This window comes from Prevotella sp. ne3005 (assembly GCF_900110085.1).
In the GTDB taxonomy this organism is placed as follows: Bacteria; Bacteroidota; Bacteroidia; order Bacteroidales; family Bacteroidaceae; genus Prevotella.
Genome location: NZ_FOCK01000009.1, coordinates 23,875 through 50,218 on the forward strand (window position 1 = coordinate 23,875; position 26,344 = coordinate 50,218).

18 protein-coding genes are annotated in these 26,344 nt (G+C 50.8%); 8 read left to right on the plus strand and 10 right to left on the minus strand.

The genetic code is table 11. The features are described 5' to 3' along the window. The first annotated feature begins 6 nt into the window (after positions 1 to 6). The 3 genes from BMY16_RS12860 to BMY16_RS12870 are packed head-to-tail and all read left to right on the plus strand — an operon-like array spanning position 7 to position 2,695. Entirely contained in the window at positions 7 to 1,149 is a 1,143-nt protein-coding gene (locus BMY16_RS12860) for a 1-acyl-sn-glycerol-3-phosphate acyltransferase (protein WP_091843118.1), read from the plus strand. Beyond that, positions 1,146 to 1,367 (plus strand): acyl carrier protein, encoded by a 222-nt coding sequence (locus BMY16_RS12865; protein ID WP_091843120.1) that lies wholly within the window; start codon positions 1,146 to 1,148, stop codon positions 1,365 to 1,367. Before BMY16_RS12860 ends, BMY16_RS12865 begins: the two co-directional genes overlap by 4 nt. Then, positions 1,364 to 2,695, plus strand: a complete 1,332-nt coding sequence (locus BMY16_RS12870; protein ID WP_317614786.1) for a class I adenylate-forming enzyme family protein — start codon at positions 1,364 to 1,366, stop codon at positions 2,693 to 2,695. The genes BMY16_RS12865 and BMY16_RS12870 overlap by 4 nt, the downstream gene beginning before the upstream one ends. On the opposite strand, the gene BMY16_RS12875 is transcribed toward BMY16_RS12870, so the two are convergent. The 4 genes from BMY16_RS12875 to BMY16_RS12890 form a co-directional block, all read right to left on the minus strand. Continuing rightward, on the minus strand, positions 2,661 to 4,559 hold the full coding sequence (locus BMY16_RS12875; RefSeq protein ID WP_091843123.1) for a RecQ family ATP-dependent DNA helicase: 1,899 nt from the start codon (positions 4,557 to 4,559) through the stop codon (positions 2,661 to 2,663). The genes BMY16_RS12870 and BMY16_RS12875 overlap by 35 nt on opposite strands. 17 nt (positions 4,560 to 4,576) lie before the next feature. Then, positions 4,577 to 6,298, minus strand: coding sequence for a single-stranded-DNA-specific exonuclease RecJ (gene recJ, locus BMY16_RS12880; RefSeq protein WP_091843126.1), 1,722 nt, complete (start codon positions 6,296 to 6,298; stop codon positions 4,577 to 4,579). Positions 6,299 to 6,449: 151 nt separating this feature from the next. Continuing rightward, a complete protein-coding gene (locus BMY16_RS12885) occupies positions 6,450 to 7,655 on the minus strand; it encodes a C1 family peptidase (protein ID WP_091843128.1) in 1,206 nt (401 codons plus the stop codon). 9 nt (positions 7,656 to 7,664) lie between these two features. Further along, a complete protein-coding gene (locus tag BMY16_RS12890; RefSeq protein WP_091843131.1) occupies positions 7,665 to 9,059 on the minus strand; it encodes an aminopeptidase P family protein in 1,395 nt (464 codons plus the stop codon). A 188-nt stretch (positions 9,060 to 9,247) separates the two neighbouring features. Between BMY16_RS12890 and trpS the strand changes: the two genes are divergently transcribed. Further along, positions 9,248 to 10,339: a tryptophan--tRNA ligase gene (gene trpS / locus BMY16_RS12895; protein ID WP_091843134.1), complete on the plus strand. Its 1,092-nt coding sequence runs from the start codon at positions 9,248 to 9,250 to the stop codon at positions 10,337 to 10,339. Positions 10,340 to 10,380: 41 nt separating this feature from the next. On the opposite strand, the gene BMY16_RS12900 is transcribed toward trpS, so the two are convergent. From BMY16_RS12900 to BMY16_RS12920, 5 genes are all read right to left on the minus strand, one after another. After that, the gene (locus BMY16_RS12900) at positions 10,381 to 12,141 is read right to left on the minus strand and encodes an MATE family efflux transporter (RefSeq protein WP_091843136.1); all 1,761 of its coding nucleotides are present in this window, start codon (positions 12,139 to 12,141) and stop codon (positions 10,381 to 10,383) included. Next, entirely contained in the window at positions 12,128 to 13,501 is a 1,374-nt protein-coding gene (locus tag BMY16_RS12905; protein WP_091843139.1) for an N-acetylmuramoyl-L-alanine amidase-like domain-containing protein, read from the minus strand. Before BMY16_RS12905 ends, BMY16_RS12900 begins: the two co-directional genes overlap by 14 nt. Next, positions 13,488 to 14,015 carry a hypothetical protein gene (locus BMY16_RS12910; RefSeq protein WP_139207227.1) on the minus strand — a complete coding sequence of 176 codons (528 nt, stop codon included), beginning with the start codon at positions 14,013 to 14,015 and terminating at the stop codon, positions 13,488 to 13,490. Before BMY16_RS12910 ends, BMY16_RS12905 begins: the two co-directional genes overlap by 14 nt. Before the next feature lie 371 nt (positions 14,016 to 14,386). Beyond that, a complete protein-coding gene (gene trmD / locus BMY16_RS12915; RefSeq protein ID WP_091843144.1) occupies positions 14,387 to 15,067 on the minus strand; it encodes a tRNA (guanosine(37)-N1)-methyltransferase TrmD in 681 nt (226 codons plus the stop codon). Between the two features lie 34 nt (positions 15,068 to 15,101). Next, positions 15,102 to 15,959 carry a patatin-like phospholipase family protein gene (locus BMY16_RS12920; RefSeq protein WP_091843147.1) on the minus strand — a complete coding sequence of 286 codons (858 nt, stop codon included), beginning with the start codon at positions 15,957 to 15,959 and terminating at the stop codon, positions 15,102 to 15,104. A gap of 182 nt (positions 15,960 to 16,141) precedes the next feature. Here BMY16_RS12920 and BMY16_RS12925 point away from each other — a divergent pair, with 182 nt between their 5' ends. Further along, positions 16,142 to 17,143 carry a hypothetical protein gene (locus tag BMY16_RS12925; protein ID WP_091843150.1) on the plus strand — a complete coding sequence of 334 codons (1,002 nt, stop codon included), beginning with the start codon at positions 16,142 to 16,144 and terminating at the stop codon, positions 17,141 to 17,143. 36 nt (positions 17,144 to 17,179) lie between these two features. Here BMY16_RS12925 and ligA read toward each other — a convergent pair whose 3' ends face one another. Beyond that, positions 17,180 to 19,207 carry an NAD-dependent DNA ligase LigA gene (gene ligA, locus BMY16_RS12930; protein ID WP_091843153.1) on the minus strand — a complete coding sequence of 676 codons (2,028 nt, stop codon included), beginning with the start codon at positions 19,205 to 19,207 and terminating at the stop codon, positions 17,180 to 17,182. Between the two features lie 105 nt (positions 19,208 to 19,312). Here ligA and BMY16_RS12935 point away from each other — a divergent pair, with 105 nt between their 5' ends. From BMY16_RS12935 to BMY16_RS12945, 3 genes are all read left to right on the plus strand, one after another. Continuing rightward, on the plus strand, positions 19,313 to 20,206 hold the full coding sequence (locus tag BMY16_RS12935; protein WP_091843156.1) for a DMT family transporter: 894 nt from the start codon (positions 19,313 to 19,315) through the stop codon (positions 20,204 to 20,206). A gap of 585 nt (positions 20,207 to 20,791) precedes the next feature. Then, positions 20,792 to 23,584, plus strand: coding sequence for an ATP-binding protein (locus BMY16_RS12940; protein WP_170836105.1), 2,793 nt, complete (start codon positions 20,792 to 20,794; stop codon positions 23,582 to 23,584). 4 nt (positions 23,585 to 23,588) lie between these two features. Further along, positions 23,589 to 26,336 carry an ATP-binding protein gene (locus BMY16_RS12945; RefSeq protein ID WP_091843160.1) on the plus strand — a complete coding sequence of 916 codons (2,748 nt, stop codon included), beginning with the start codon at positions 23,589 to 23,591 and terminating at the stop codon, positions 26,334 to 26,336. Positions 26,337 to 26,344 lie beyond the last annotated feature (8 nt).

Below are 26,344 nucleotides of genomic sequence, written 5' to 3' on the forward strand. Positions count from 1 at the left end.
TAATATATGACAACAGAGTTTGATGACATCCGACCCTATACCGATGAAGAAATACCGTCGGCCATGAGTCGCATCGCCAGCAGTCAGATGTTGCCCTTGCTGGCATCATATGTCTGCCCAGAACAATCGCTCGACGCAGTGCGCCAGATGCTGCTTAGTTTCAAGTCCATCCATGATTTCCAGTTAGGCATCATGTATCATGTCAACGAGCAGATTATCGCCAATAGTATCACTGCCTTCACCTATGGCGGCACTGAACATATTGAGAAAGACCGTCCTTACCTGTTGGTTAGCAACCATCGTGACATCATGCTTGACGCCTCGCTGTTGCAAAACCTGTTGGTTGACTTAGGTCTTGAGACGTCGCAGATCACCTTCGGTGCTAACCTGATGATGAACCCCTTGGTGGTTGATATTGGCAAATCGAATAAGATGTTCCGTGTGGAGCGCCCAGGTGGTAGCATCAAGGACTTCTATAAGAGTAGCCTCCATCTCTCGGCATATATCCGCCATGCCGTTTGTGACCAGCATGAGTCTGTATGGATTGCCCAGCGTAACGGACGTACCAAGGACGGCAACGATCAAACGGATCAAGGCATCATCAAGATGTTCTGCATGAGTCGCCAGGAGGATAAAATTGCCGCCCTGAGTGAACTGAACATTCTGCCTGTGGCTGTCTCTTATGAGTGGGAGTCGTGTGATATCCTTAAGGCTATAGAGCTTTATGAGAGTCAGAAGGTGAAGTACATCAAGAAACCTGGTGAAGACTTGAACAGTATCCTTACTGGCATCCTCCAGCCAAAAGGTCGTGTGCATTTCGAGTTCTGTCCGATGGTCACTGCTGATGAGTTAGCTGTCTACAACGAGTGCACTAACAACGATTACCATAAGCAGGTGGCCCATCTAATAGACAATCGTATCCATCGTGCTTACCGTCTGTGGCCCAATAATTACATTGCCCACGACATGCTCTATGGTCAGCAGCGGTTCCGCGACCAATATACGGAAGCTGAGCGTCTGGCTTTTGAGAAACATCTTTCGAAGTTAGACAACTACGATAGCGATCTCGAAGTGCTCCGCGATCTACTCCTCGGCATTTATGCCAACCCGGTAGAAAACAAAATAAAAGTAAATAGTGAAGAATTATGAAAGAAAAGATAAGAGAATTACTGGAAGCGGCGCTGCCGCTGGTGGACTTTGATTCCACGTTCTTGTTCAGCGAGCTCGATTCGCTGGGTGTTACCACCATCCTGATGACCCTTTCCGATGAGTTCGGTATCAAGCTCGAGGCTCAGGATGCAACCCCGAAGAACCTGAAGACCCTCGATAGCATCGTCGAAATGGTAAAGCGCAAGCTCGAGCAATGATGCATCTAGAAGATTATTTGGAACAGGATGCGCGCCAGTGGCCTGACAAGACTGCTGTGGTGTGCGATGATTTAGAGGTGACCTATGCTCAGCTCTATGCCCGTACCGTACAGCGTGCAGAAGAATTGCGCGCATCGGGTTTAATGCCAGGTCAGGTGGTTTGCTTGCGTTCTTCTGCCTCTATCGACTTTCTTGTCGACTACTTCGCCCTCCATATGGTAGGCTGTGTAGTGGCTCCTCTGGAGCGCGACATTCCACAGGAAAGTTTCGATGTCATCGCCTGTGAGTTGGGTAGTCATAGCGTACCTGATGGTACAGCCGATATACTCTATACCACTGGTACCACAGGCCAGTCGAAAGGTGTGATGATCAGCCACCGTACGATTGTGGCCGATGCCGAGAACCTTATCGGAGGTCAGGGGTTTAGCCATGAACTGGTGTTTGTCATCAATGGCCCGCTCAACCATATCGGTAGTCTTTCGAAGGTCTATCCCGTCATCTTGCTGGGGGCTACTCTGATGATCGTCGATGGTCTGAAGGATTTGAACAAGTTCTTCGCCGCTTTCGACTATCCCTCCACGAAGATGGCCACGTTCCTCGTGCCTGCCAGCATCCGCATGCTTATTGAGTTTAGCGCAGAGCGGCTCGCAGCACTTGCTGCCAAGATGGATTTCATCGAGACTGGTGCCGCTGCCATCTCCCATGCCGATATGCTGACGCTCTGTCGCCTGTTGCCCAACACCCGGTTGTATAACACCTATGCCTCCACTGAGACAGGTATTATCTGTACCTATAACTTCAACGATGGTCGTTGTATGGCTGGTTGCTTGGGGCGTCCGATGCGTCATTCTCAGGTTACTATCACCCCCGAGGGACTTATCGCCTGCAGTGGTGCCACATTGATGAGTGGCTATATAGGTGACCCAGAACGCACAGCTACTGTGCTCCACGACGATATGGTCTTTACCTCCGATATTGGGCGACTTGATGACGAGGGTATGCTCCACCTGTCTGGTCGTGAGGGCGACGTTATCAATGTGGGTGGCTTTAAGGTTGCTCCCACTGAAGTCGAAGATGTTGCCATGGCTTTCCCTGGCGTCCGCGAGTGTATATGTATCTCTGTCGAACACAAAATTACGGGCCGTGCCCTTAAACTCTTGGTGGCGATGACAGAGGGCCAGACACTCAATCGTCGTGAGCTGGCACTGTTTTTGAAATCAAAACTTGAGGCTTATAAGGTTCCTATGCTTTACGAGCAAGTAGAAGCTGTGGCTAGGACATATAACGGCAAAATCAACCGAAAATACTACCGTCTTCCTGTTGGATAAGTTCTTCCTTCAGGAGATAGTCGAGCGCGGCATCCAGTTCTGCAGTGGGCAACTGGATGTCGCGCAATTCTGTTATGGGGTGTGGTTTCCCATCACTCACCAATTCTAAAATCTTTGACATAGCCTCATTCAGTGCAGGTTCAGATACCATGCCCTCGCTGCGATGACTCAGGCATACGTCGCATTGGTGGCAGTCGTGATCGTTGGCCTCACCGAAATAGCGTAACAGATACCGGCTTCTGCAGATATCGTCCGAGGCGGCATAGCGCGTCATGGCGTGGATACGTTCACGGAACTGTTGCTTGCGCTCTTCATAGACGACAGGCATCAGCAGAATCTGCTCCTTGTCCTCGCGGCGCTGGGTATAGCGAATGTAAGGAGTCTTTTTCTGTGGAATGAAATGTAGGATATGTCTCTGGCCAAGTCCTTTCAGAATCATATAAAGCTGGTGGGTCTGCAGACCGCACTGTGAGGCTATGAATGCCTCGTCGATATAGTTGTAGTCCGTAAACAGCCCACCATAGTTCCTCAATAGCGCAGTAATCACTTTCTCCTCGTTGGGCGTGGTGTTCTCCAGTCGGTAGAGTTCGTTACGACTAATAGTGAACATCACCCTGGCCTGATTGTCCTGCTCTTCCGTGTATTCAATATACCCTGCACGGGTTAGGATCTTTAATGCTGCATCCACTTGAATGGGGAAGTGGTGGAAAGCATGACAGAACTTGTCGATATTGAATTCAAAAGTATAACCGAAACCCGAGCCAACGCCAATCTGATAGAAGTAGGCCAGATGCTCATAGATTTCGCGGATGAAGTCTTTCTCGGGGAAATTGTCGGTAATCCTTTTCTCCAGTTTCCGTTGGTCTCCATCGTTGTAGAGCAACACAGCGTAGGCTTTCTGTCCGTCACGTCCAGCACGGCCTGCCTCTTGGAAATATGCCTCGACGCTGTCGGGACTGTCGATGTGAATCACAAGCCTCACATCAGGTTTGTCAATCCCCATGCCGAAAGCATTCGTTGCCACCATCACCCTAACTTGATCCTCTTGCCAGGCCTTCTGGCGCTTGTCTTTCTCTACACTGTCCAGTCCTGCATGGTAGAATGTGGCAGTGATGCCTGCCTGCTGGATTAGGTCGGCTATTTCTTTTGTGCGCCGCCTGCTACGGACATATACGATGGACGAGCCCCTCAGACTGCTAAGGATGTGGATAAGCTCTTTCTGTTTGTCCTCCGATCGTCTCACGACATATGCCAGGTTCTTTCTTTCGAAGCTCATACGGAAGACTCGCTTCTCATTGAATGAGAGACGGTCTTGGATATCATCAACGACTTGAGGTGTGGCCGTAGCCGTCAGTGCCAGTACCGGCACTCCAGGTAACATCTTACGAATCTTCGCAATTTCCAGATATGATGGCCGGAAATCATAACCCCATTGTGAGATACAATGAGCTTCGTCTACAGTGATAAAGCTCACCTTCATATGCCTGAGTTTCGTCTGGAATAGGTCCGACGAAAGGCGTTCTGGTGATACATATAGGAATCGGATATCACCGAAGATACAGTTCTCCAGAGTGATGATAATCTCTTCGCGGGTTAGTCCTGAATAAATAGCAGCCGCGCGGATGCCTCTTCGTCGCAGGTTTTCCACCTGGTCTTTCATCAGAGCAATGAGTGGGGTAATCACAACACATGTTCCCTCCTTTGCCAGTGCCGGCACCTGGAAAGTGATACTCTTGCCACCGCCTGTCGGCATCAGTCCTAATGTGTCATGACCACTGCCGATAGACTCGATGATCTCCCGCTGAATACCACGGAAGTCATCATAGCCCCAATACTGTTTTAAAAGTGATAGGTAGCTACTCACTTCTCACTCTTCACTTTTTACTCCTCTGATGGCTGAATATCCTCAATCTGCAACTGCACCTCTGTGCGCTTATAAATATTGTCCTCGATAGTGTAGACAATATCAAACGAGCGCTTCGATTTGATATAGCGCGCAGCTGCACTCTGTCCGAAGGCGATACCATTGAGTACGTTGCTCGACTTAGAGTCCACCAGTTCCAGTTTGATGTGTTCCTGCTGACGGCCCACAACCTTCGACGTACCATAGTCATATACATTGCGTGTACAGAACAACGGCTTGGGATTATCAGGTCCATGAGGCGCAAATTTCTTTAGGTCATTGTGCAGTTTCTTCGTCACGTCTTTGAAGTCAATCACTGCATTGATATCGAGTGTTGCCTCTGTCTGCTCCGGCTGGATATGCTCCATCACATATTTCTGAAACCGCTTACGGAACTCTGGAATGTTCTCAATCTTCAACGAGAGCCCTACGGCATACGTATGTCCACCGAAGTTTTCCAGCAGATCGCGGCAACTCTTGATGGCATCATACACATCGTAGCCTGCCACACTGCGTGCCGAACCTGTGGCAATGCCATTAAACTTCGTCAGCACCACCGTCGGCCTATAGTAAAGCTCCGTCAGTCGTGAGGCCACAATGCCAATCACGCCCTTCTTCCAATTCTCGTCGTAGAGTACGATACTCGACTGGTGGCTCTGGCTCTCAAGCTTTGCCACAATCTGGTTGGCCTCCTCAGTCATCTGCTTATCCACATCCTTACGCTGTTCGTTATACTCGTTGATGTGGTTCGCCTCGGCCAGCGCCTTCTCAAAGTCACGTTCTACGAGAAGGTCCACTGCCTCTGTTCCGTTCTGCATTCGTCCTGAAGCATTGATGCGTGGACCAATCTTAAACACAATATCGCTCATGGTAATCTCACGACCTGTCAGACCGCAGATTTCGATGATTGATTTCAGACCCGTCGAGGGCGATGTGTTCAATTGCTTCAGTCCGTGGAAAGCCAGGATACGGTTCTCGCCCATGATAGGAACGATATCTGCCGCAATGCTTACCGCACAGAAGTCGAGTAGGGGAATGAGTCTGGAGAATGGGATGCCGTTGTTTTTGGCAAACGCTTGCATGAACTTGAATCCCACACCGCAACCGCAGAGATGCTTGAAGGGATAGGTAGAGTCCACGCGCTTAGGGTTCAGGATGGCCACCGCATTAGGTAGTTCATCGTCGGGCACGTGGTGATCGCAGATGATGAAATCAATGCCTAAGCTCTTCGCATAGGCGATTTCATCGATTGCCTTAATGCCGCAATCGAGCACAATGATGAGTGTGATACCCTTCTCTGCCGCATAGTCCAATGCCTTTTTACTGATACCGTATCCCTCCTCATAGCGGTCGGGAATATAGTATTCAATGTTGGAATAGAACTGCAGCAAGAACTTGTACACTAAAGCTACCGCCGTACATCCATCGACATCGTAGTCGCCGTACACCATGATACGCTCTTTATGCCCCATGGCATCATTGAGCCTGTCGACTGCTACGTCCATGTCGTTCATCAGGAACGGATCTATCAGCTCATTTAGCATCGGACGGAAGAAACGCTTCGCTGCGCTTTCCGTTTTGATGCCACGCTGAATGAGTAGGTCTGCGAGGATTGGGCTCATCCCAATCTTCTCTCCCAGCTCTTTAGCCGCCGTCTGTCGTTCTGATGTAGGTGGTTCGTAATTCCATTTGAAATGCATTAATATATTTATTTTTATTCTTGTCGCTTTAGTGGCAAAAGGGTACAATAACCCAATATAGCGCCCAAAGGTAAGCATAAAAAATGAAAAAATGGCATAATCTGTTCATTTTTTAACAGATTATGCCGTTTTTTACCTATTTTATAATAAATCAAAGGCCGAGTTTCTTGCGAATCTCTGCGGGGATGGCGTTTTTGTTAATGAGGAAGTCCATCGTGTTTGCGGCGATGAAGGCCTTGGTCATATACCAGGTGCCCTTGTAATCTCCGGACTCGCCCCAAGAGTTCTTCACCATGTAATACTCCTTACCGTTCTGGTCTTTGGCAACGCCATAGATGAGCATGCCGTGGTCGTCGGTAAGTTCCCAGTTGTCAAAACGCTCCTGACGCATCTCCTGAGTGGGGATTACCTCGGGTACGGTGCAACCCAGAGAGTCGATGATGTTACGCTTCTTGTCTGTGGTTAACTTAAGCCATTTGGCCATGTCACTGCCCTGCAGACTTTGGGTCTTCTTGGCATCGATAGCGTAGGCGAGGCCTTTACGGGTAAAGCCATCTTCAGACACGTCACCGCCCCAGGCCACAGTGTAACCCTTCTCAACGGCATTGTCGATAATCTGCATCATCTCGTCCATCGGCAGATTGTAAGAGAGGGGGAAACGCCAGTTATCCTGAACCTCTACGGCAAAGGCGGTGTAGAAAGGATGGTGTGTGTAGCTGGTGATGCTTACGTAGTCATCCAGATTGATGCCCAGTGAAGCCATGAAGGTCTTTGGGGTGTACTCCTTGCCCTCATAGGTGAACTTCTCGGGGCACTTGCCGAGGTAAGCATCGAGGATTCCCTGCATACCGTTCTTCCAGGCATTGGAGATCTTCTTAGCCTTGTTCTTGGCTATAGCGTTGACATAAGGCTCAAGTACAGAGAAGAACTCATTGAAGTTGTTGAGTGAGTCACCATAGAGCGAGCCGGGGAAAGGCATGGTGCCCTCAGGTACGATACCGTGGGTCTTCATCGTCTGGAGCACATCCTCGGAACTGCCGCCCTGGGCGAACTGACAGTCACCATGGTAACGAACCACCTGGATGGCACGCTCCAGATAGGTCTTGTTGGCAACAAACGATTCGCAGAGGTCATAGGTTTTGCCTGTAGCCTTCAGAATCTCTGCCTCAAAGAAAGAAAGGGTGGAGTAGTCCCAGCAGGTTCCTGAACGGTTCTGGTCCTTGATGCTGGTGATGGGGTTCTCCTTAATGATGGTAAAGACGGGCTTGTTGGCGTCTTTTGCGGATGCCTTCTTGTTGGCAGCCGATGCACTGAGGGCCATGATGGCCATGAGTGCGAGTGTTAGAATCTTCTTCATAAAAATGTTTTATTGGTTATTGTTTGCCATGAATGCTTCTACATCCTTTGGATGATATGGGATGCGCTTTGATCCGAGGAAACGGCAGCCTTCCTTGGTAATCAGAATATCGTCTTCGATGCGGATGCCTCCGAAGTCCTTATAGGTCTCGAGTTTCTCAAAGTTCAGGAACTCCTTGCAGTGGCCGCTGGCTTTCCAGTCGTCGATGAGGGCGGGAATGAAGTAGATGCCAGGCTCGTCGGTAAGCACAAAACCTTCTTCCAGACGACGGCCCATGCGCAGGCAGTTGGTGCCGAACTGCTCAAGGTTAGGACGGGTCTCATCGTCGAATCCCACATAGATCTGTCCAAGTCCCTCCATGTCGTGTACGTCCATACCCATCATGTGGCCAAGGCCGTGGGGCAGGAACATGGCGTGGGCACCAGCAGCGACGGCTGCATCGGTGTCGCCTTTCATCAGGCCGAGCTCCTTCAGTCGCTCCGTCATCAAACGACAGACGGCAAAGTGTACATCGGCATATTTTACCCCTGGCTTGGCCACTTCGAGCACGTAGTCGTGACAAGCTTCTACGATGCTGTAGATTTCAAGTTGGCGCTGACTGAACTTGCCGTTGACGGGCATTGTCCGGGTGTGGTCTGAACAGTAATCGTTAAGTTCGCAGCCCGCATCACACAATACCAGACGACCGTCTTCTAGTTTGGCGTCGGAGGGAGAGCCGTGCATGATCTCTCCGTGTTGGGAGAAGATGGTAGCGAAACTGTTGCCCTGGGCGAGGCTGCGGGCGATGCCGTCTACCTGTCCGGCTACGAAACGCTCGGTAACACCAGGACGGATGAGCAGCTGGGCTGTAGTATGCATGGCGTAGCCCACGTCGCAGGCAGCTTCGATATAATCAATCTCCTCAGCACTCTTTGTGGCGCGCATTTTTACTATTGCCTGAATAAGGGGCAGCGAGGCTGCCTCTTTCTGCTTGGCGGGATGGATGCCAAGGAGGTCCATGATCTGGATTTTTGTGTCGTGGCGATAGGGAGGCAGGAAATGGATGTCTGAAGACTGATGTTTGATATAGGATGTAAGTTCCTTCATCGGAGCAGTCTTGCTGACACCAACCTCAGCGGCGAGGTCAGCCACAGAGGGGGTATAGCCCATCCATACAATGTCCTCGACATCGATATCGTCACCGAAAAGGATTTCCTCGTCATTGTCGATGTCGATGACGCCCACCAGTCCGTCGCGATGCTGTCCGAAATAGTAAAGGAACGAAGAGTCCTGACGCATCGGGGCATAGGCATTGGCAGGATAATTGGCAGGCGACTCATTGTTGCCGAACAAGATGATTACGCCGTTACCAACAAGTTTCTTCAGTTCAGAACGGCGCTGTATGTATGTCTCCTTATTAAACATTTGTTGAGTTAATCGTTTTTATGATCCAAATTTTCGGCAAAGATACATATTATTTATTAAAATACATCAGCATCATGTCATTTTTTTGCATTATTTATGCAGAGATAGAGAAAAACGCTCGATTTGTACTTTTGTCTGAAATAAAATTATTAATTTTGCAGCCAAATTAGAAATCAATACAAATAAAAATGGGAAAAGTAATACTTACCGGTGACCGCCCCACCGGAAAACTCCACCTCGGACACTATGTTGGCTCACTGCGCCGTCGTGTCCAGTTGCAAAATGCGGGCGACTACGACCGTATGTTCGTGTTTATGGCTGATGTACAGGCACTTACCGACAATGCGGATAATCCTGAGAAAATCCGTCAGAACATCATAGAGGTAGCCCTCGACTATCTGGCAGCAGGCCTCGATCCTGAGAAGTGTGTACTCTTCATCCAGAGTCAGATTCCTGAGCTGGCTGAGCTGACCACCTATCTGATGAACCTGGTATCAGTAAGTCGTGTACAGCGCAACCCCACAGTGAAGACAGAAGTGAAGATGCGTGGCTTTGAGGGTGAGAGCATCCCCCTCGGATTTTTCTGCTATCCTGTGTCTCAGGCTGCTGACATCACCCTGTTCAAGGCAACTACAGTTCCTGCTGGTGAGGACCAGGAGCCTATGCTGGAGGTGACACGTGAGTTAGCTCGTCGTTTCAATCAGATCTATGCCCCAGTACTGGTAGAGCCGAATATCCTCTTGCCTGAGAATTTGTCTGCCCGTCGTTTGCCTGGTACTGATGGTAAAGAGAAGATGTCGAAGTCGCTTGGCAACTGCATCTATCTCTCTGATTCTGCTGATGACGTATGGCAGAAGGTTCGTTCAATGTATACCGATCCTGAGCATATCAACTTAAACGATCCCGGCCATGTAGAAGGTAATGCGGTGTTTACTTATCTCGATGCCTTCTCATGTGATGAGGACTTCAAGGAGTTCTGGCCCGACTATCAGAACCTCGACGAGCTGAAGGATCACTACCGTCGTGGAGGTCTTGGCGATATGAAGTGTAAGAAGTTCCTCAATCAGGTGCTCAATAAGTTCCTTGAGCCCATGCGCCAGCGTCGTGCTGAGTTTGAGAAAGATATCCCTGAGATCTATAATATCTTAAAGAAGGGTACGGAACAGGCCCGAGAGGTTGGTGCCCAGACGATGGATGAGGTTCGTAAGGCTATGCGCATCGACTACTTCAACGATGCCGAGCTCATCCGCCAGCAAGCTGAGCGCTTCGCTAACAAATAAACAATTCACCCCGCCAATCGGCGGGGTGTTTGTTTTATAAGTCATGCTTCGTTTCGGCTATAATTCAGGTAGAAGCAATTGATACCGTTCATGTACTTGTGTTCGATATTCTTGCACAAGCGCGACAGTAAGGCTCCTCGTAGATTTTTCTCATCGAGATCCATTAATTCCTCGTCTGCATATTTGTAAATCGGATTTCGCAGGGGACCTTTGCTCTTGACCACTACCGTAAATTCCTTTTCCTTGTCGATGATACGTACATCGAAGGCCTCATCCTCCTTGGAGGTATCCGCTTCATGCGTCTCCACAATCTCATAGAGCAGTTCCTCCAGTGCCATGTCCGCAGCCATACCGTCTTTCAGCTCGCATGCCTCTACAAAGGGGCGCACCTGGGTCAGGAATGCCTCTACGCCCTCAGTGGTATAAGGTACGGAGACAGTGACGGCAGGGTTCGACGGCACAGAATCCTCCAATGTAGGCCAGTCATAAAACGGATTCATGCGATGCACCACATACGCCATTGCCACTATTACCAACAGCAGGAGCCAGGAGGTGACAGGCAGGATATACCAGATGAGACTAGGGGTGTAGATGGCCATGATGACAATAATGCCGATGGTTCCTACGTTGGTAATGATTTCTATCCATCGGCAGAGCTTCTGATGCCCCTGCACGAAGTAAAGCACGCTCAGTGTCTCTGACAGGGCATTGGGCAGGAAGGCGAGGCTCATCAGGCGGAACGGGGTGTAGCACTGTGCTATCAGATCGTCTTCAGCGCCATATATTCTTGCCAGCATGTCGGGGAAGAGGAATATCAGCAGGCTCACCGCCACCATCACCATTGTCAGCAGGCGGAAGATGCGCCGTATGAGCATGCGGAAGCTGTCGTAATCTTCTTCGCCCAACAGGATGCCGCCGATATTGCTGATGGCAGTGTTCGAGCCGGACAAGGCCAACATACAGATGCCGTTGATCTGGAAATAGATGGTAAAGATATACATGCCGTCGGCGCCGAGCTTTCCTATAACCAGCGAGTTCATAGTGAAGGCCAGAGCCGGAGCCAGCAAGGCTGATATCAGCATAGGGAGTCCGATGGAGAAACACTCACGATACTGTTTGATGCTGCATATCTTCTCTGGTCGCCTGAGTCGGAATATCTTACTGTTCTTGCGCATATAGCCTGCCAGCGAGGTGAAAGCGAGCAGATTGCTGAGTCCTGAAGCATACGAGGCACCAGCCAAACCCATATCGAACACGCCGCAGAGCAGCAGGTCGAAAATGACATTGAGTATCTGAGAGATGATGATACGACGGGTGATGAGGCGCGGATTGCCGTTGGTGATGATGTAGGAGATGGGCACACCACAGACGGCTGCTATGAAGATGGCGAACATGTCGGCATGAATATAGGGCTTCAGCATGGGCAGCAGCCGTTCGTCGGTGGTAATAATGCCTGCCACCACGTCTAGGAAAGGCAATACGAGGACGATGAGCAATAGTGTGGAGAAGACGACATAGTACAGGTGGTTATTGAACACTCGGTTCACCTTGTCGTAGTTCTGGGCACCAATGCCTCGGGCGCTCAGGAAACTGGCTCCGGCACTCATCATGCCGATGATGATGAACATACAGCTCGCAAAAGGCTGCCAGATACGGACGACAGACAGTGCATCGGGCGACACCAGATTAGACACTACGATGGAGTCTGTGAAACCACCCAACTGTCTCATCAGAGCCGACATGACGGTCGCCAGGAAGAACGAACCGAACATGTTCTTCAATACATATTCACTCCGCATCATGGTCTATAAATCTATAAACCGCCACACCTATCATGGTGAACTTATCCTTCATATAGGTGTAGGCATCCGTGTTTGAAAGTCCTAACCCATTTCCACTGGCATGATAGAAGTGTAGCCTGCCGTCGATCCACTTGGCTATCAGCAGGTGCTTGATCTCCACACCTCTTGCCCAGCTGTGCTGGTCGCACACTACGGCCATGATGTCGCCATCGCGAATCACGCCCAGCTCCGAATCCTGCGGCATGTTCAGCAGTTCGCGGGGGATATAGGTAAAGCGCACACCCTGCTGCTGGCGGAGGGCGATGGCCTCGTAGTTGTCTTTGTTCTCCATCTGTGGCAGGAACAGATGCTTGTTTGTGGTCATGTATGTCGGCTGCAGATCCTGAACCCCCGTAAAAGGGAATACTGGCTCATCGGGACTGATGCGCTCCACGAATCCCTCTTTGATGGCCGACTGCATGATCCAGGTGAAGTAATGGTTGCGGGTGGCAAACGAGATTATGCCGTCTTGATAGTGCATCCGCCGGTAGTAGTCCTTCAGGTCATCCAGCGTGGTGCGCCCGTCTCTGTAACAGAGCGCCAATGCCAGCACATCCTCCATCACGGTGGTACAGTCCACATGACTCAGACTCACTATCAAGTGCTCTTCCTCCATCGGCTGCGTGAATTCTGTAGGTCTGCCGCCCTCCATCAGTTGGCGGAAGAAATATTCTGTCAGTGGCATCGACTGATCCACGTTTTTCATCGCACGCTGCAGTATCTGCTCGTTTTGCGCATCAAACTGCTGCTCATTGCGTCGCAGGCGGCGGAGAAGTCTTTTCCAATAAAAATTTCTTGTAATACGACCGAGGGGCGTCCTTATGCAGAACACCAGCCACAGTGAGCGCAGTGCTGCCAGCTGCTCGCGCCAGAAGTAGGGGTTGGACTTCACCTTCTCATAGTCGCTGATGTCAATGCCCCACGCATCATAACCCAGCCATCGGGCAATGCGCAGCGAACGGGCGATGTGGAAACTGCTGGTCAGGATGTAGAATCGGGTTTGCTGGAAATATTGATCCATGTTCCATAACGAGCGGAAGGTGTTATAGCCACAGGAGTCCAGCACGAAGCGCTCTTCAGCGATATGGTATTCCTCTACCAATGTGCGGTAGATGACGGTAGTGTCGGCACGGCAACCTGAGATGTAGAACGTCCAGTCAGGATAGGCATTGGCAAGGATGCTCACCAGCCTTACCCGCAATTGCAGGATAGGCGACAGCGAGTTGTCAGGGCGTAGTTTGGCGCCTAACACCAGGCATACCTTCACGTCCTCTGCCAGAGGTGCCTGCAATCTGTCGTTATGTAACTTAACATACCGCATCGTCGGATTCGTGCATTTTTTCTTCTATTTTATGAAGAAGAATGATCTGCTCTCTGACACTGGCGGCAAACGCATCACCGTTTTCCAGAATGTAGTCCTTTAGTTCGGCGATGTCCTTACATTTCAGATGGTGTATCACCGTAAAATGCAGGCCCCATCCTTTAGTATGTTGCCCTGTACCATCGAAGGAAGTCACCCTACCGTCAATCACATCCTGATTAGAGCGTGCCCACAGGTGGAATATCCTGTCAATGGCATGAGTTCGATCGTTGTCAGCATGGCAATAGCAAACCAGTTCGTTAGGATGCTCTTCCAGGTACTGGGTAATCACCGCCACAATCATCCGCCCCACTTCCTTGTCAGGCGCACCGCCACGCTTCCCGTCGGCAAGCCTGAGCAAAAAATAGAGCACCCGATGACTGCCCATCTCCGCCACCTCAATAAAATGAAGCACATAAAGACGATTGGCGGCATTGTAAAACTCCACCGCCGAATCGCCTCTTTTCCTTAACACCAGCTTGGATATGGTGTTAATCTTCGCTATTCCTTCTTCAGATATAGAATTCGTTGTTTCTCTCTGCGATAAAGGTTATTATCTGTCCTTCACTGATGCACACCTTCCAAGATCTCTGTCATCTATCGTTCTCTGCACATAGTCGTCGAGATTCAGTGCCTGTGCGGAAATAATACTAACAGGTGATTTTCTGATTGCAAATGGATTGTCATTCTTAGCCATAATCTTCAAAATTATAAGTTTATAAATAATTATTAAAAGCCTTACGCTTTACTTATCGAGGGCAAATGTACGAATAATCCTTTTATTTATACAACTTTTTTATGTTAATTTGTGTTAACGAGGGCGATAGATGTCCTTTGAGATTGTTATCATCCTTTATCGAGTAGGTCTGGACGTAATCGTTTGGTGCGCTCCATAGCCTGTTCCAGTTCCCAGTTACGGATCTTGGCTTCGTTGCCACTCAGCAGAATCTCGGGCACCTTCCATCCTTTGTAGTCGGCAGGACGGGTGTAGATGGGAGCGGCAAGGATGTCATCCTGGAAGCAGTCGGAGAGGGCACTCTGTTCATCGCCGATCACACCAGGCACCACGCGCACTACTGCGTCGGCAATCATCGCTGCCACCAATTCGCCACCAGTCAACACAAAGTCACCAATGGAGATCTCACGGGTGATGAGATGATCGCGCACCCGCTGGTCGATGCCTTTATAGTGGCCTGCGAGGATAATCAGATTACCCTTCAGCGAGAGCTCGTTGGCCATATGTTGGTCGAAGCGCTCCCCATCGGGCGAGGTGAAGATCACCTCATCGTAGTCGCGTTCCGCCTTCAAGGCTGTGATACAGCGGTCGATAGGCTCGCACTGCATTACCATACCAGCGCTGCCGCCATATGGATAGTCATCCACCCGACGCCACTTGTCGAGGGTATAGTCACGCAGGTTGTGCAGATGGATCTCTGCCAGTCCTTTCTTCTCTGCCCGTGCCAGGATCGACTCATGAACGAAGCCCTCCAGCATCTCTGGCAATACGGTGATAATATCTATTCTCATGATTCTTTATACTTTGAGCTTTGAGCATTAAGCTTTAAGCATTGTGATTACTATAAAAGTCGATGATCTGGTCGAGGTGTTCTTTGCCCTTGCGTCGTCCTATCTCATAGACGCGGCGCATGTTCTCCGGGTCATGGGAGATATGGCCGATGGGCAGCTTCTCGTCTGGTCGGATCACCAGGCAACGCCCTTCGCGCTCTGCCTGCCTTACATATTCCAACTCCTGATTATACATCAGATGGCGATTCTCCATGGCCTCAATCATCTTCGGATATTGCCTGAGGGCGAGGCGCATAAGGGGCATCAGGCGATTGGGCTCCTTGACATATCCCTCGGGCTGGGTGAGGATGACTACATTACGCTCATAGCCGATACGCTCGAAATACGCCAAGGGGATGGAGTCGGCCACACCACCGTCGAGCAGCTTCCTGCCTCCGACCTCAACAACCTTTGAAGCTAACGGCATGGATGCCGAAGCGCGTAGCCATTCCAGCTCGTCGAACGTTACACGGTCCATTTGGTGATAGACCGCCTTTCCTGTCATCACGTCGGTACACACAAAGACAAACACCAGACGGTTCTGTTCGAAAGCCTCAGTATCGAAGATGTCATACTCTTTGGGCACGATGTGATAGCCAAACTCTGCATTGAAATAGTCGCCAGTCTTAATCAGCGAGCGCAGTCCACTGTAGCGCGGGTCCTTGGCAAACCGTGTGTTGTAACGCACGGCACGACCAGGCTGTCTCGACTTGTAGTTGCAGCCAAAAGCCGCCCCTGCCGATACGCCGATGAGGCCGTCGGGCTCCACGCCAGCCTCCATCATCACGTCGATGATGCCAGCCGTGAAAAGCCCCCTCATGGCGCCGCCTTCTAACACTAATCCCTTTTTCATGGGGACAAAGATAGTGCAAATTGAGCGAAAAACCAAAAATTTTTTGAGTTTTTCCGAAATGCAGCCTATCTTCGAGCTTCGAATGAAGCTCAAAGGTACGAATTACTGCGTGAAAAACCAAATTTTTGGTAAAATATCATTGAATATTTGGCAGTTTCGACTATTCTCAGTACTTTTGCACGATGATGAGAAAGATAGGATTCATTCTGTGTTGGTTATTGGTCTCGCTGAATGGCTGGTGCCAGATGCCTACCGACGTGAAGTGCATGACGATGATGGATGTGCCCTTGGAGGGGACTGACTCTGTGTTCATACCTGCACTGCAGGGCGCCGGGTTCCAACAGGTCGTTTCGGCTGACGATGATCCGGATACCTATTATTTTAAGGGCGACTTCTATGGCATTAAGGATGCCAAACTGATGGTCTCCGTGAATGAGAAGACGCGTCTGTTGACGGATGCGACGGTGATGTGTGGCCCTTATCGCACCAGGGAACTCTTTGAGCGCAACCAGAAATACCTCATTGGCAAACTGCAGCGTGAGTGGGGTAACTTCAAGGCGAAGGGCGACGGTTCGCTCCACACGATGACGGACTACGGCTATATCCGACAGTCGACGGATCTCGACGAGGAGGGGCGCCGCACCATCAAGTACTTCTATATGAACATGTCACCTTATTATAAAGATGCAGCCAACATGGGTCTGAAGGGATTCGTGCAAGAGGTGATTACCGAGAACCCGGTAGGCGAGGAGGCTATCATGCATTTCGACGAGTGGGGAAAGCTTGAGGAGTCAGGACTTACCGACCGCCAGTACAGTGGTTTTGGTTATATCCAGAAGGCGGCTCAGTTGGAGGCCTCTGGTGAGAAGAGCACCATCACCTATGAGTACGACGATGACTGCAACCTGCATCGCCAGACCATCATCAACACGTCGTCAGGTCTTAAGGTGGTGAATGAATTCAAGTACAACGACAATGGCGACATCACCCAGCAGAGCAAGAAGGTGTTCGACAAGCAGAACGAGTGTGTGATGTCCATCAATATGAAAAACAGCTTTGAGGAGCGCGATGACACAGGCAACTGGACGAAGAACACGCTGAACCTGACTTATTGGGAGACAGGCCAGCGTGCCCAGATGATGAAGGTGGATCAGACGCGCACCATCAGCTATTGGGATGAGTGAGTTGGGCTTTGAGCTTTAAGCATTAAGCTTTAAGCTTTAAGCATTGAGCATTTCCAGGAACTCGTCTTCACTCATGATCCTGATGCCGAGCTTTTCGGCTTTCTGAAGTTTGGAGGGCCCCATGTTCTCACCCGCAAGGATAAACGATGTCTTGTTGGAGATCGAACCTACGTTCTTACCACCATTCTGCTCGATGATGGCCTTATACTCATCACGACTGTGATGGGCGAAGACACCACTGATCACGATACTCTGACCTTCGAGTTTAGTTGAGAGTTGAGAGTTGAGAGTTGAGACTTCCATCTGCAAACCATAGTTGCGCAGACGCTGGATGATCTCCAGGTTCTTCTCGTTATGGAAATAGCTGATGATGCTCTTCGCCATCACCTCGCCAATGCCCTCAATCTCCTGCAGCTCTTCCAGTCCGGCATTCATCAGGGCGTCGATGTTCTTGAAATGGCGCGCCAGCAGCTTGGCAGAAGTCTCTCCCACGAACCGGATGCCCAGGGCGAAGACCACACGTTCGAAGGGCACCTCCTTCGAGGCAGCGATGCCATTGACGATGCGCTGGGCTGACTTCGTACGACTGCCGTCGCCGTTAATCTGCTGAACGTCAATATCATAGAGGTCTGCGACATTATGGATGAGCCCCTGACGGTAGTAGTCGTCGATGGTCTCTGGGCCCAACGAGTCGATGTTCATGGCCTTGCGGGCAATGAAGTGCTCGATGCGACCCTTGATCTGTGGCGGACAACCCGTATCGTTGGGACAATACCAGGCAGCCTCGCCCTCGTAGCGCACCAATGGCGTGCCACATTCCGGACAACGTTTGATGAACTCCACAGGCTGGGCGATGATAGGCCTCTGGTCTATATCCACACCCACAATCTTGGGGATGATCTCGCCACCCTTTTCCACGTAGACATAATCGCCGATATGCAGGTCAAACGAACGGATAAAATCCTCATTGTTCAGCGTGGCGCGCTTCACGGTGGTGCCTGCCAGTTGCACAGGATCCATATTCGCCACAGGGGTGATGGCACCTGTGCGCCCCACCTGATAAGTCACCTCATTCAGTCGCGTACAGACACGCTCGGCCTTAAACTTATAGGCGATGGCCCAGCGTGGACTCTTCGCTGTGAAGCCCAGTGCGCGCTGCTGACGTAAGGAGTTGACCTTCAACACGATGCCGTCGGTGGCTACGGGCAGATTCTTGCGCTCCGTATCCCAGTAGTTGATGTAGTCGTAGATCTGTTGCAGGGTCTTGACCTTCTTCATGCCCTCGCTGATCTTGAACCCCCAGCTGCGGGCTGTCTCCAGGTTCTCGTAATGCCCCTCGGCAGGCAAGTCCTCACCTAATAAATAATAGAGGTACGCATCGAGTTGTCTTGAAGCCACCAGACTCGACTTCTGACTCTTCAGCGTGCCACTGGCAGCATTTCTCGGATTGGCAAAGAGGGGCTCTTCTGCCTCTTCGCGCTCCTTGTTCAGTCGCTCAAACACAGCCCAAGGCATCAGTATCTCGCCTCGGATCTCAAATTCACGCGGGTAGGCTGGTGATGCGAAAAGGTCGGTAGGGTCGGATGGGGGAGCCAGCACCAGAGGGATCGATCGGATGGTCTTCACATTCGCCGTCACATCGTCGCCATGCACACCATCGCCACGGGTAACGGCCTGCGTCAGCTTTCCGTCGACATAGGTGAGGGAGATGGAAAGTCCGTCGTACTTCATCTCACAGCACACCTCGAAATCCTCACCGGCCAAGCCCTTCTTCACACTCTCGTACCAGTCGGCCACATCCTGCTCGTTATAGGTGTTAGCCAGCGAGAGCATAGGGTACTTGTGCTCCACCTGTCGGAACTCCTCGTTCAGGTCGCTGCCCACACGCTGGGTAGGTGAATTGGGGTCGGCCATCTCTGGGTGCTTCGCCTCCAGATCCTGAAGCTCGTGCATCATGAAGTCGAACTCCTGGTCGCCAATCGTAGGCTGGTTCAGCACGTAGTAACGGTAATTATGCTCGTGCAGTTCCTTGCGAAGCTGCTCTATTCTCTTGATTTCATCCATAATCTGCTTATTTGGCTACAAAGATACGCATTTTTTTTGTACGTACCAAAAAAAGTAGTAATTTTGCACCCATAAAAATGTACAATCATCAATATTCAATATCCAATGAACAAAAAGCTCCAAGCGCATAGTGCCATCTTCTTTGCCAACACCATCTTCGGACTGGGTGTCCCTGTCACCAAACTCCTGCTCGACCAGTGGGTCACTCCTATGGGATATATGGCCTCCCGCTCGCTTGGAGCCTGCATCCTCTTCTGGATCATTGCCGCCTTTATGCCAAAGGAGCATGTGGAGCGTAAAGACCTGATAACCATACTCTTCGGTGGACTGCTGGGCTTTGTCATCTCCCAGACGCTGACGGCTTGGGCGCTCGACTTCACGAGTCCTGTCTACTTCTCGCTGATTGCCACGCTGACGCCTGTGGCTGTGATGCTCTGTGCTGCCCTGACGATAGGCGAGAAGATCACCCCCATGAAATCGTTGGGCGTACTCCTAGGTATTGCCGGAGCTGTGCTGATGGTGCTGATGAGCCAGTCTTTAGGCTCTGGCAAGAACGATCTGATAGGCATCCTGCTCGCCATCCTCAGCGTACTAACCTGGGCTGTCTACCTGATCATCACCCGCAATGTGGCCTCGAAATACTCCCCCGTCACGCAGATGAAATATGTGTTCCTTATCTCTGCCGTCGTCACAGTGCCCATCGCCATCCCAGAATTGCCCGCAAATGCGCTCTATACCTCAGCCTGGGGCTGGGACGGCATTGCCGAGATGGCCTTTATCGTGATTGGCGCCACAGCCCTTGGCTACTTCCTCATCCCCTTCGCCATGAAGTATCTGCAGGCCACCACCGTCTCCATCTACACCAACCTGCAGCCCGTCATCGCCTCGTTTGTCGCCATCATGCTGGGGCAGGATATCCTCACCTGGGACAAACCCGTCGCAGGCATCCTCGTCCTCCTCAGCGCCTACATCGTCACTGTGGCCGCCGCCAAAGAATGAGCCGAGAAGGGTGGGGGTAACCTTTAGGTTGTTCAGATAGTCTCCACGCGCTATCCGGATAGTCTCTTACTCGTGTTCAGATAATCCCTTTGCCCAATAAGGAATATTCAGAATGAGTGCCTCGAAACATCTGGACGAAACTCCCCTTTTTTTGTCTTTTCCACCACGCGGTTACGCGGTTACACGGTTTCATTTTGTTTTTTCTATTTCCTCCCCAGCTCCGAGAAGAGGGGGGAAGGGTGGATGGGAGGGAGATTCAAAACATCTATATTATTTATATTATTATATATATTAATTTATTATATATTATAATATATAATAAATATATAAGACCCTTTCCGCGCCCCCAACCGAAACTGCGAAATCCAAAATGAAACCGCGTAACCGCGTAACCGTGTCCCCGACTGACTACCATAGGCCTAGAGGAAAAGTTTTTTTAAACTTTTATGGGAATTTATTTGGTGGAATCAAAATTTTTTTGTACCTTTGTACCCAAACAAAGCGTTGCAACCCAAAGGATAATTTGCATAAACCATGTCAATAACAAAATACTTAAAACCCTCCATCTTGCAAAAAACAATAGCATTGCTATTAAGTTCCTTCCTGTCACTGACGACACTGGCGGCTGAAGGCGACTCGACAAGAGTCTATACGGAGCAAAATCCGCTGGTGTATGAGGACGCCTGGGACCTGTGGCCATACGCCTTCCTTAACGACAACGGCGAGCCTGACGGCTTCAACATCGACCTGATACGCCTGATCATGAAAGAGCTCAATATCCCCTATACCATCAGGCTGCGCCCACAGCAACAGGCTTTCGAGGATTTGAGAGACAGGAAGTCGGACCTGATGCTGGGACTGGCCGTAGGCTTCCACGACCAGTACGGACTATACGGCAATAACGCCATCACCCTGTTTACCCAGAGCCTGGCAGCACCCAAGGGCAAACCGACTGAGATCAAGACGTTTCGCGATCTGGGCAAGGAAGGCGTCAAGGTGATAGTAAACCCCAACAGCATGAGCTACCACCTGATGATGGACTACGGATGGGGAGAGAATGCCATCCCAAGCAGCGACCTGAGAGAGGTGATACAACAGGTGAGTGCCCACGAAGACGGACAGATCGTGTGGAACACGCTGTCGCTGAAATGGCTGATGAACCGCTACCATATCGACAACCTGCAACTGACACCTGTCAACATGCCTCACGGAGAGTATAAGTTCATGTCAAACAATCAGCAACTGCTCGACCGTCTGGACGAGGCCTACACCAAGCTCTACACAGCCGACAAGATCACACCACTACAGGACAAGTGGTTCTACCCCGAGCGACTGAAACCCGAGCCCCCTCAGTGGATATGGTACGCGGCGGGAATAGCCCTCCTGCTGATAATCTTTGCAAGTGCATACGCCATCAGCTACCGCATACAGAGCACCAAACTTAAACTGCAGAACCTGAAGCGCAACAGACGGTTGGCACTGATACTCCAGACCAGTCAGGTGAGAATATGGACCTACGACATCGAGAAGAACCAGTTTGCATGGCGCAACGATAATGGACAGGTGGCCTACACCTATTCGATGGAGGAGTTCTCACAGCGCTACAGTCCTGAGGACTTCGTGAGACTGAAGACGGCTCTGGAACGACTGTCGAAGGGTACGAAGACGGAAAAAGAGGAAGAGCTGACACTCAGTCTGAGGGCGAAGGACGTGGAAGGCGGAGACACCGATCTGCGCGACTATTATATCGTGCTCTCCGTGCTGCGTCGAGACAAGGAAGGCAAGCCCACAGTGATTATCGGCACCAAGAAGGACGTGACGAAGGAAAGTCAGCTAAAGCGTGACGAAGAAGACCGGACGCTGCGCTACTGGTCGATATTCTACACCCCGATAGTGGGTATCATGCTTTTCGACAAGGAAGGCAAGATCGTGAACATCAATCCCAAGGCCTGCGACATGTTCTGCTGCGAAGCCGAGGATATCATTGCGGAAAAGGCCTCGATACAAGACTTACTCGGTATCAGCGACCTGAATCTGGAGAGTCTTGACGGATTCAACGCCACCCACATCATCGACCTCGACAGGATTCCGGATGAAGAACGGAAGATCAGGAGCATCAAGGCCAAAGGGAAAGTCTATAATGAGTTCAAGCTGATGACCGTATATGACGATTCCGAGGATCTGCTGGGCGTATTTGCCTTCTGCCGCGATATCACCACGCTGGTGAGCGGTATCGACCAGGAGCAGGAGATACAGAAGGAGATGAGCCAGGTGACGGGCGTACTCGACCACTATGGCAATGCCATCGATGCCACCATCGGCGACACCGACATCCGACTGGTCAGATACTCGCCAGGATCGCACACGCTCACCATCTTCAACGGCACAGACAAGATTCAGCACAAACTGACACAGACACGCTGCATGGCATTAGTGGGTGAACAGTCGAAACGTGCTGCCATGCGACTGTTGAACGACATGGACGACCGCGCCGACAAGGTGATAGAGCACAACATTCAGACAGCGCTGCGGGCCAAGGGTGGTAAAACGCTTACACTGTATTTCAATCTGAAGCCAAAACGTGACAAGAACGGAGACATCAAGGAGTATCTGGGACTCCTGCGCGACATCAGCGATCTGATGGCATTAGAAAAACAGATGACAATAGAGACTGCCAAGGTGCAGGAGGTGGAGAACACCAAGAACAGTTTCGTGAAGAACATGGTTCAAGACATCAAAGAACCTATGAACACCGTGATGGAATATGTGTCGCAGATAGGTGAGAATGCGCCTACCGACAACGAGGAAGAATTGTGCGCGGGAATAGCACAGAATGCCGACTACCTGCTACACCTCATCGACAACATACTCTATCTGTCGCGGCTGGAGGCCAGAATGGTGGAGATCAAGAAAGATCCATGCAATTTTGCTGAGATCTTCGAAGAGCAATGCACTACCGGCTGGATGAAATACCAGAATGCAGATACACGCTACATCGTCGAGAATCCCTACGAGCAACTGGTCATCGATATCGATGCCGACAATCTGAAACATGCCATCGCCCAGATAGCGGCCAACGCTGCCCAGCATACCAAGAGCGGCATGGTGAAGGCGCGCTACGACTATATCGGCCGACGACTGATTATCTCGATCGACGATACAGGCGAAGGCATACCGGCTGCACAACTCGAGAAGATCAAACTGGAGAAGCCAGGCGGTGCTCACACCACCAAAGGACTGGGACTGGCCATCACCAAAGAGCTGATAAGTCAGATGGAAGGAACTCTGGAGATTGTGTCGGAAGAAGGTTCGGGCACCATTGTCTACATCACCATCCCCTGTCATGCCTCAGTCATCAAACGCAATAAGTTAGCTTAGCCTTATGAAGAGAATACTGTTTATACTGATAGCCTTACAGACTACGATAGTCCCGCTGCTGGCCCAGAGCCTCAGTGAGAAGTACAATAAGGAAAGGCCTGTAGTGGTGGTCTGCGACTGGGACAAGCCACCTTACGAATTCCTCGATGACAAGGGTATGCCGGCAGGTTCGAACATCGATGTGCTGAACGCTGTGATGGAAAAGCTCGATCTGCCCGTGAAATACGTGATGAAGGAATGGAGCATTGCCCTGAAAAACTTTGAGCGAGGCGATGCCGACATTATTCTTGCCAATGCACGCCGATATAGGAAAGGCCACTATGCCATATCCGAGAACATCGTCAACTACAACCGCATTCGTGTGGCTATGCACTCCGACTCCATCGGCATGGTGACTCTCAAACAGCTGGAACGTGAAGGAGCCGTATTCAAACCTGGCGACTATTCGGCCTACTACTTCCAAGACGGCGATACCATCAATACCAGCTTTATGGAGTTCCAGACACCCAAAACGGCCTTGACGGGGCTGATTAATGGCGACTACAAATACTACGTCTGGGGCGAGGCGCCACTGAAGTGGAAAATCAAGGAGCTCCAATTAGAGGGTATCATCCTGAACGATGTGAGCATACCCATCTCCGAAATACATATCATCGGGCACGATAAAGACCTGATAGAGCGTATGGACGACCAATACTCACGATTGAAGCAGAGCGGAGTGATAGCCCAACTGCAAGACAAGTGGTTACATCCTGAGCGTGTGAAAGACGAGTCGGCACCTGTCCTATTATATATAGGTATAGGCACACTGATACTGATAGCCCTCATCTACCTGTTCATCCGCCTGGCCAAAGCGCACGTGAAGAGCGCCACCCGTCGGTCGACAGAACTTAACGACATGATGTACAAGGCGCTGCACATGGGCAACTTCAATGTGATGGAGTATGACATCAAGAACGATCGCATGACCAACCATTACGGCCATATCCTGCCAAAGGAGGGCATCTCGCTGGCAGAATATACCAGGCGAATACACCCCGACCAACAGGCAGAGTTTACCCAGAAGATGAAGAGGCTGATTGAGGGGCGCGAGAGACATTTCGAACTGAACAAACGATGGAACAAGGGAACCGATGACGCACCCGACTGGCTGAACTTCCAGGGCCACGCCATATCCGAACTCGCAGCCGATGGTCATCCGGAATACATTGTGAACGCCATTCACGACGTGACGAAGGACATGGAGGAGGATAAGGCCGGACGCGAGCTTGTCAGGAAATACGAGCGACTGTCTAACATCCCATTTATCGCCATGTCGTTCTACAGCAAGGAAGGATGGCTCATGGACCTGAACGACTCGATGAAAGAGCTGTGTGGCATGGATGACCCTGAGACCAAGCGCTTCTGGGAAAGCGTCTGCATGTTTGACGTCCCACTGTTCCGCAATGTCTATTCCCCCGACGATCGCAATGACCTGCTGGTATGCCAGCATATGGATTATCCGGAAATGGGTATCGACCGCTATATCGAGTTCAACATCCTGCCGTTGTTTAATGCCGATGGCGAGATAGCCAACTACTTCATTACAACCCTCGATGTCACCGACGACCGTACTCGCGACCACCTGAAGCACCTACAGGACAAAGACATCCAGCTGATGCAGGCTGAGATAGAGAACCGGAAGCAACGTCTTAACTACCTGTTGAAGAACAGTCAGCGATTCCTGTGGCACAGCGACATCGAGAACCGGATGCTGTACTACTACCGTCAGTTTGGCGAGCCTGAGATCAGTATGGATTTCGATACCTATCTGAGTTATCTGGCAGAAGAAGACCGCCATCGCACGCTTGAGATACTGAATAGTCAGGAGATGCTCAACAACGACTTCCATGGCGACATCTACCACTTCAATTACACGACGACTGGTCCTGAGGAGGGATGGTTTGAAATAAGCGGCAAACCTATACGCAACAAGGACGGCAAAGTGACAGGCCACTTCGGCGTTTCGATCGACATCACGAACTTTATGAAGGCCCGTAAGGAACTGGAGGTTGTGACGAAACAGGCCAGCGAGAGCGTCAGGATGAAGAGCGGATTCATGGCATCGATGACTCATGAACTGCGCACGCCACTGAATGCCATCGTAGGCTTTACGAGTGTGCTGTCTGCGTTCGCCGACTCGCCTGAGCGTCCGGAATATGTGCGTATTATCCGAAACTCGAGTGACATGCTGCAGCGACTTATCAACGACATCATCGATGCCTCGTCGCTGACCGATGGTGTCATCAGCATCAAGCCTGAGCAGGTAGACTTTGCCAGAATGTTCGACGATATCTGCTTCACACTGCAACAACGCATTGAAAAGCCCGAAGTGCAGTTCTGGAAGGACAATCCCTACAAATCGTTTGTCACCACCATCGATCCCGGGCGCATACAACAGGTTCTGACGAACTTCCTGACCAACGCAGTGAAGTTTACCAAGGAAGGGCATATCCGTCTGGGCTACCGCTACCAAGACGATGGTCTCTACCTGTTCTGCGAAGATACGGGCGCAGGCATCCCCAAAGATAAACAGCAAATCGTGTTCAACCGCTTTGTGAAGCTCGACGAGTTTGTTCAGGGCACTGGTATGGGTCTGGCTATCTGCAAGTCGATAGCAGAAAGTTGCGGAGGCAAGATCGGTGTGGATAGCGACGGGGCTGGCAAAGGCTCCACCTTCTGGTTGTGGATTCCGTGCAAGCAGGCTGTTTAAATCTGCGG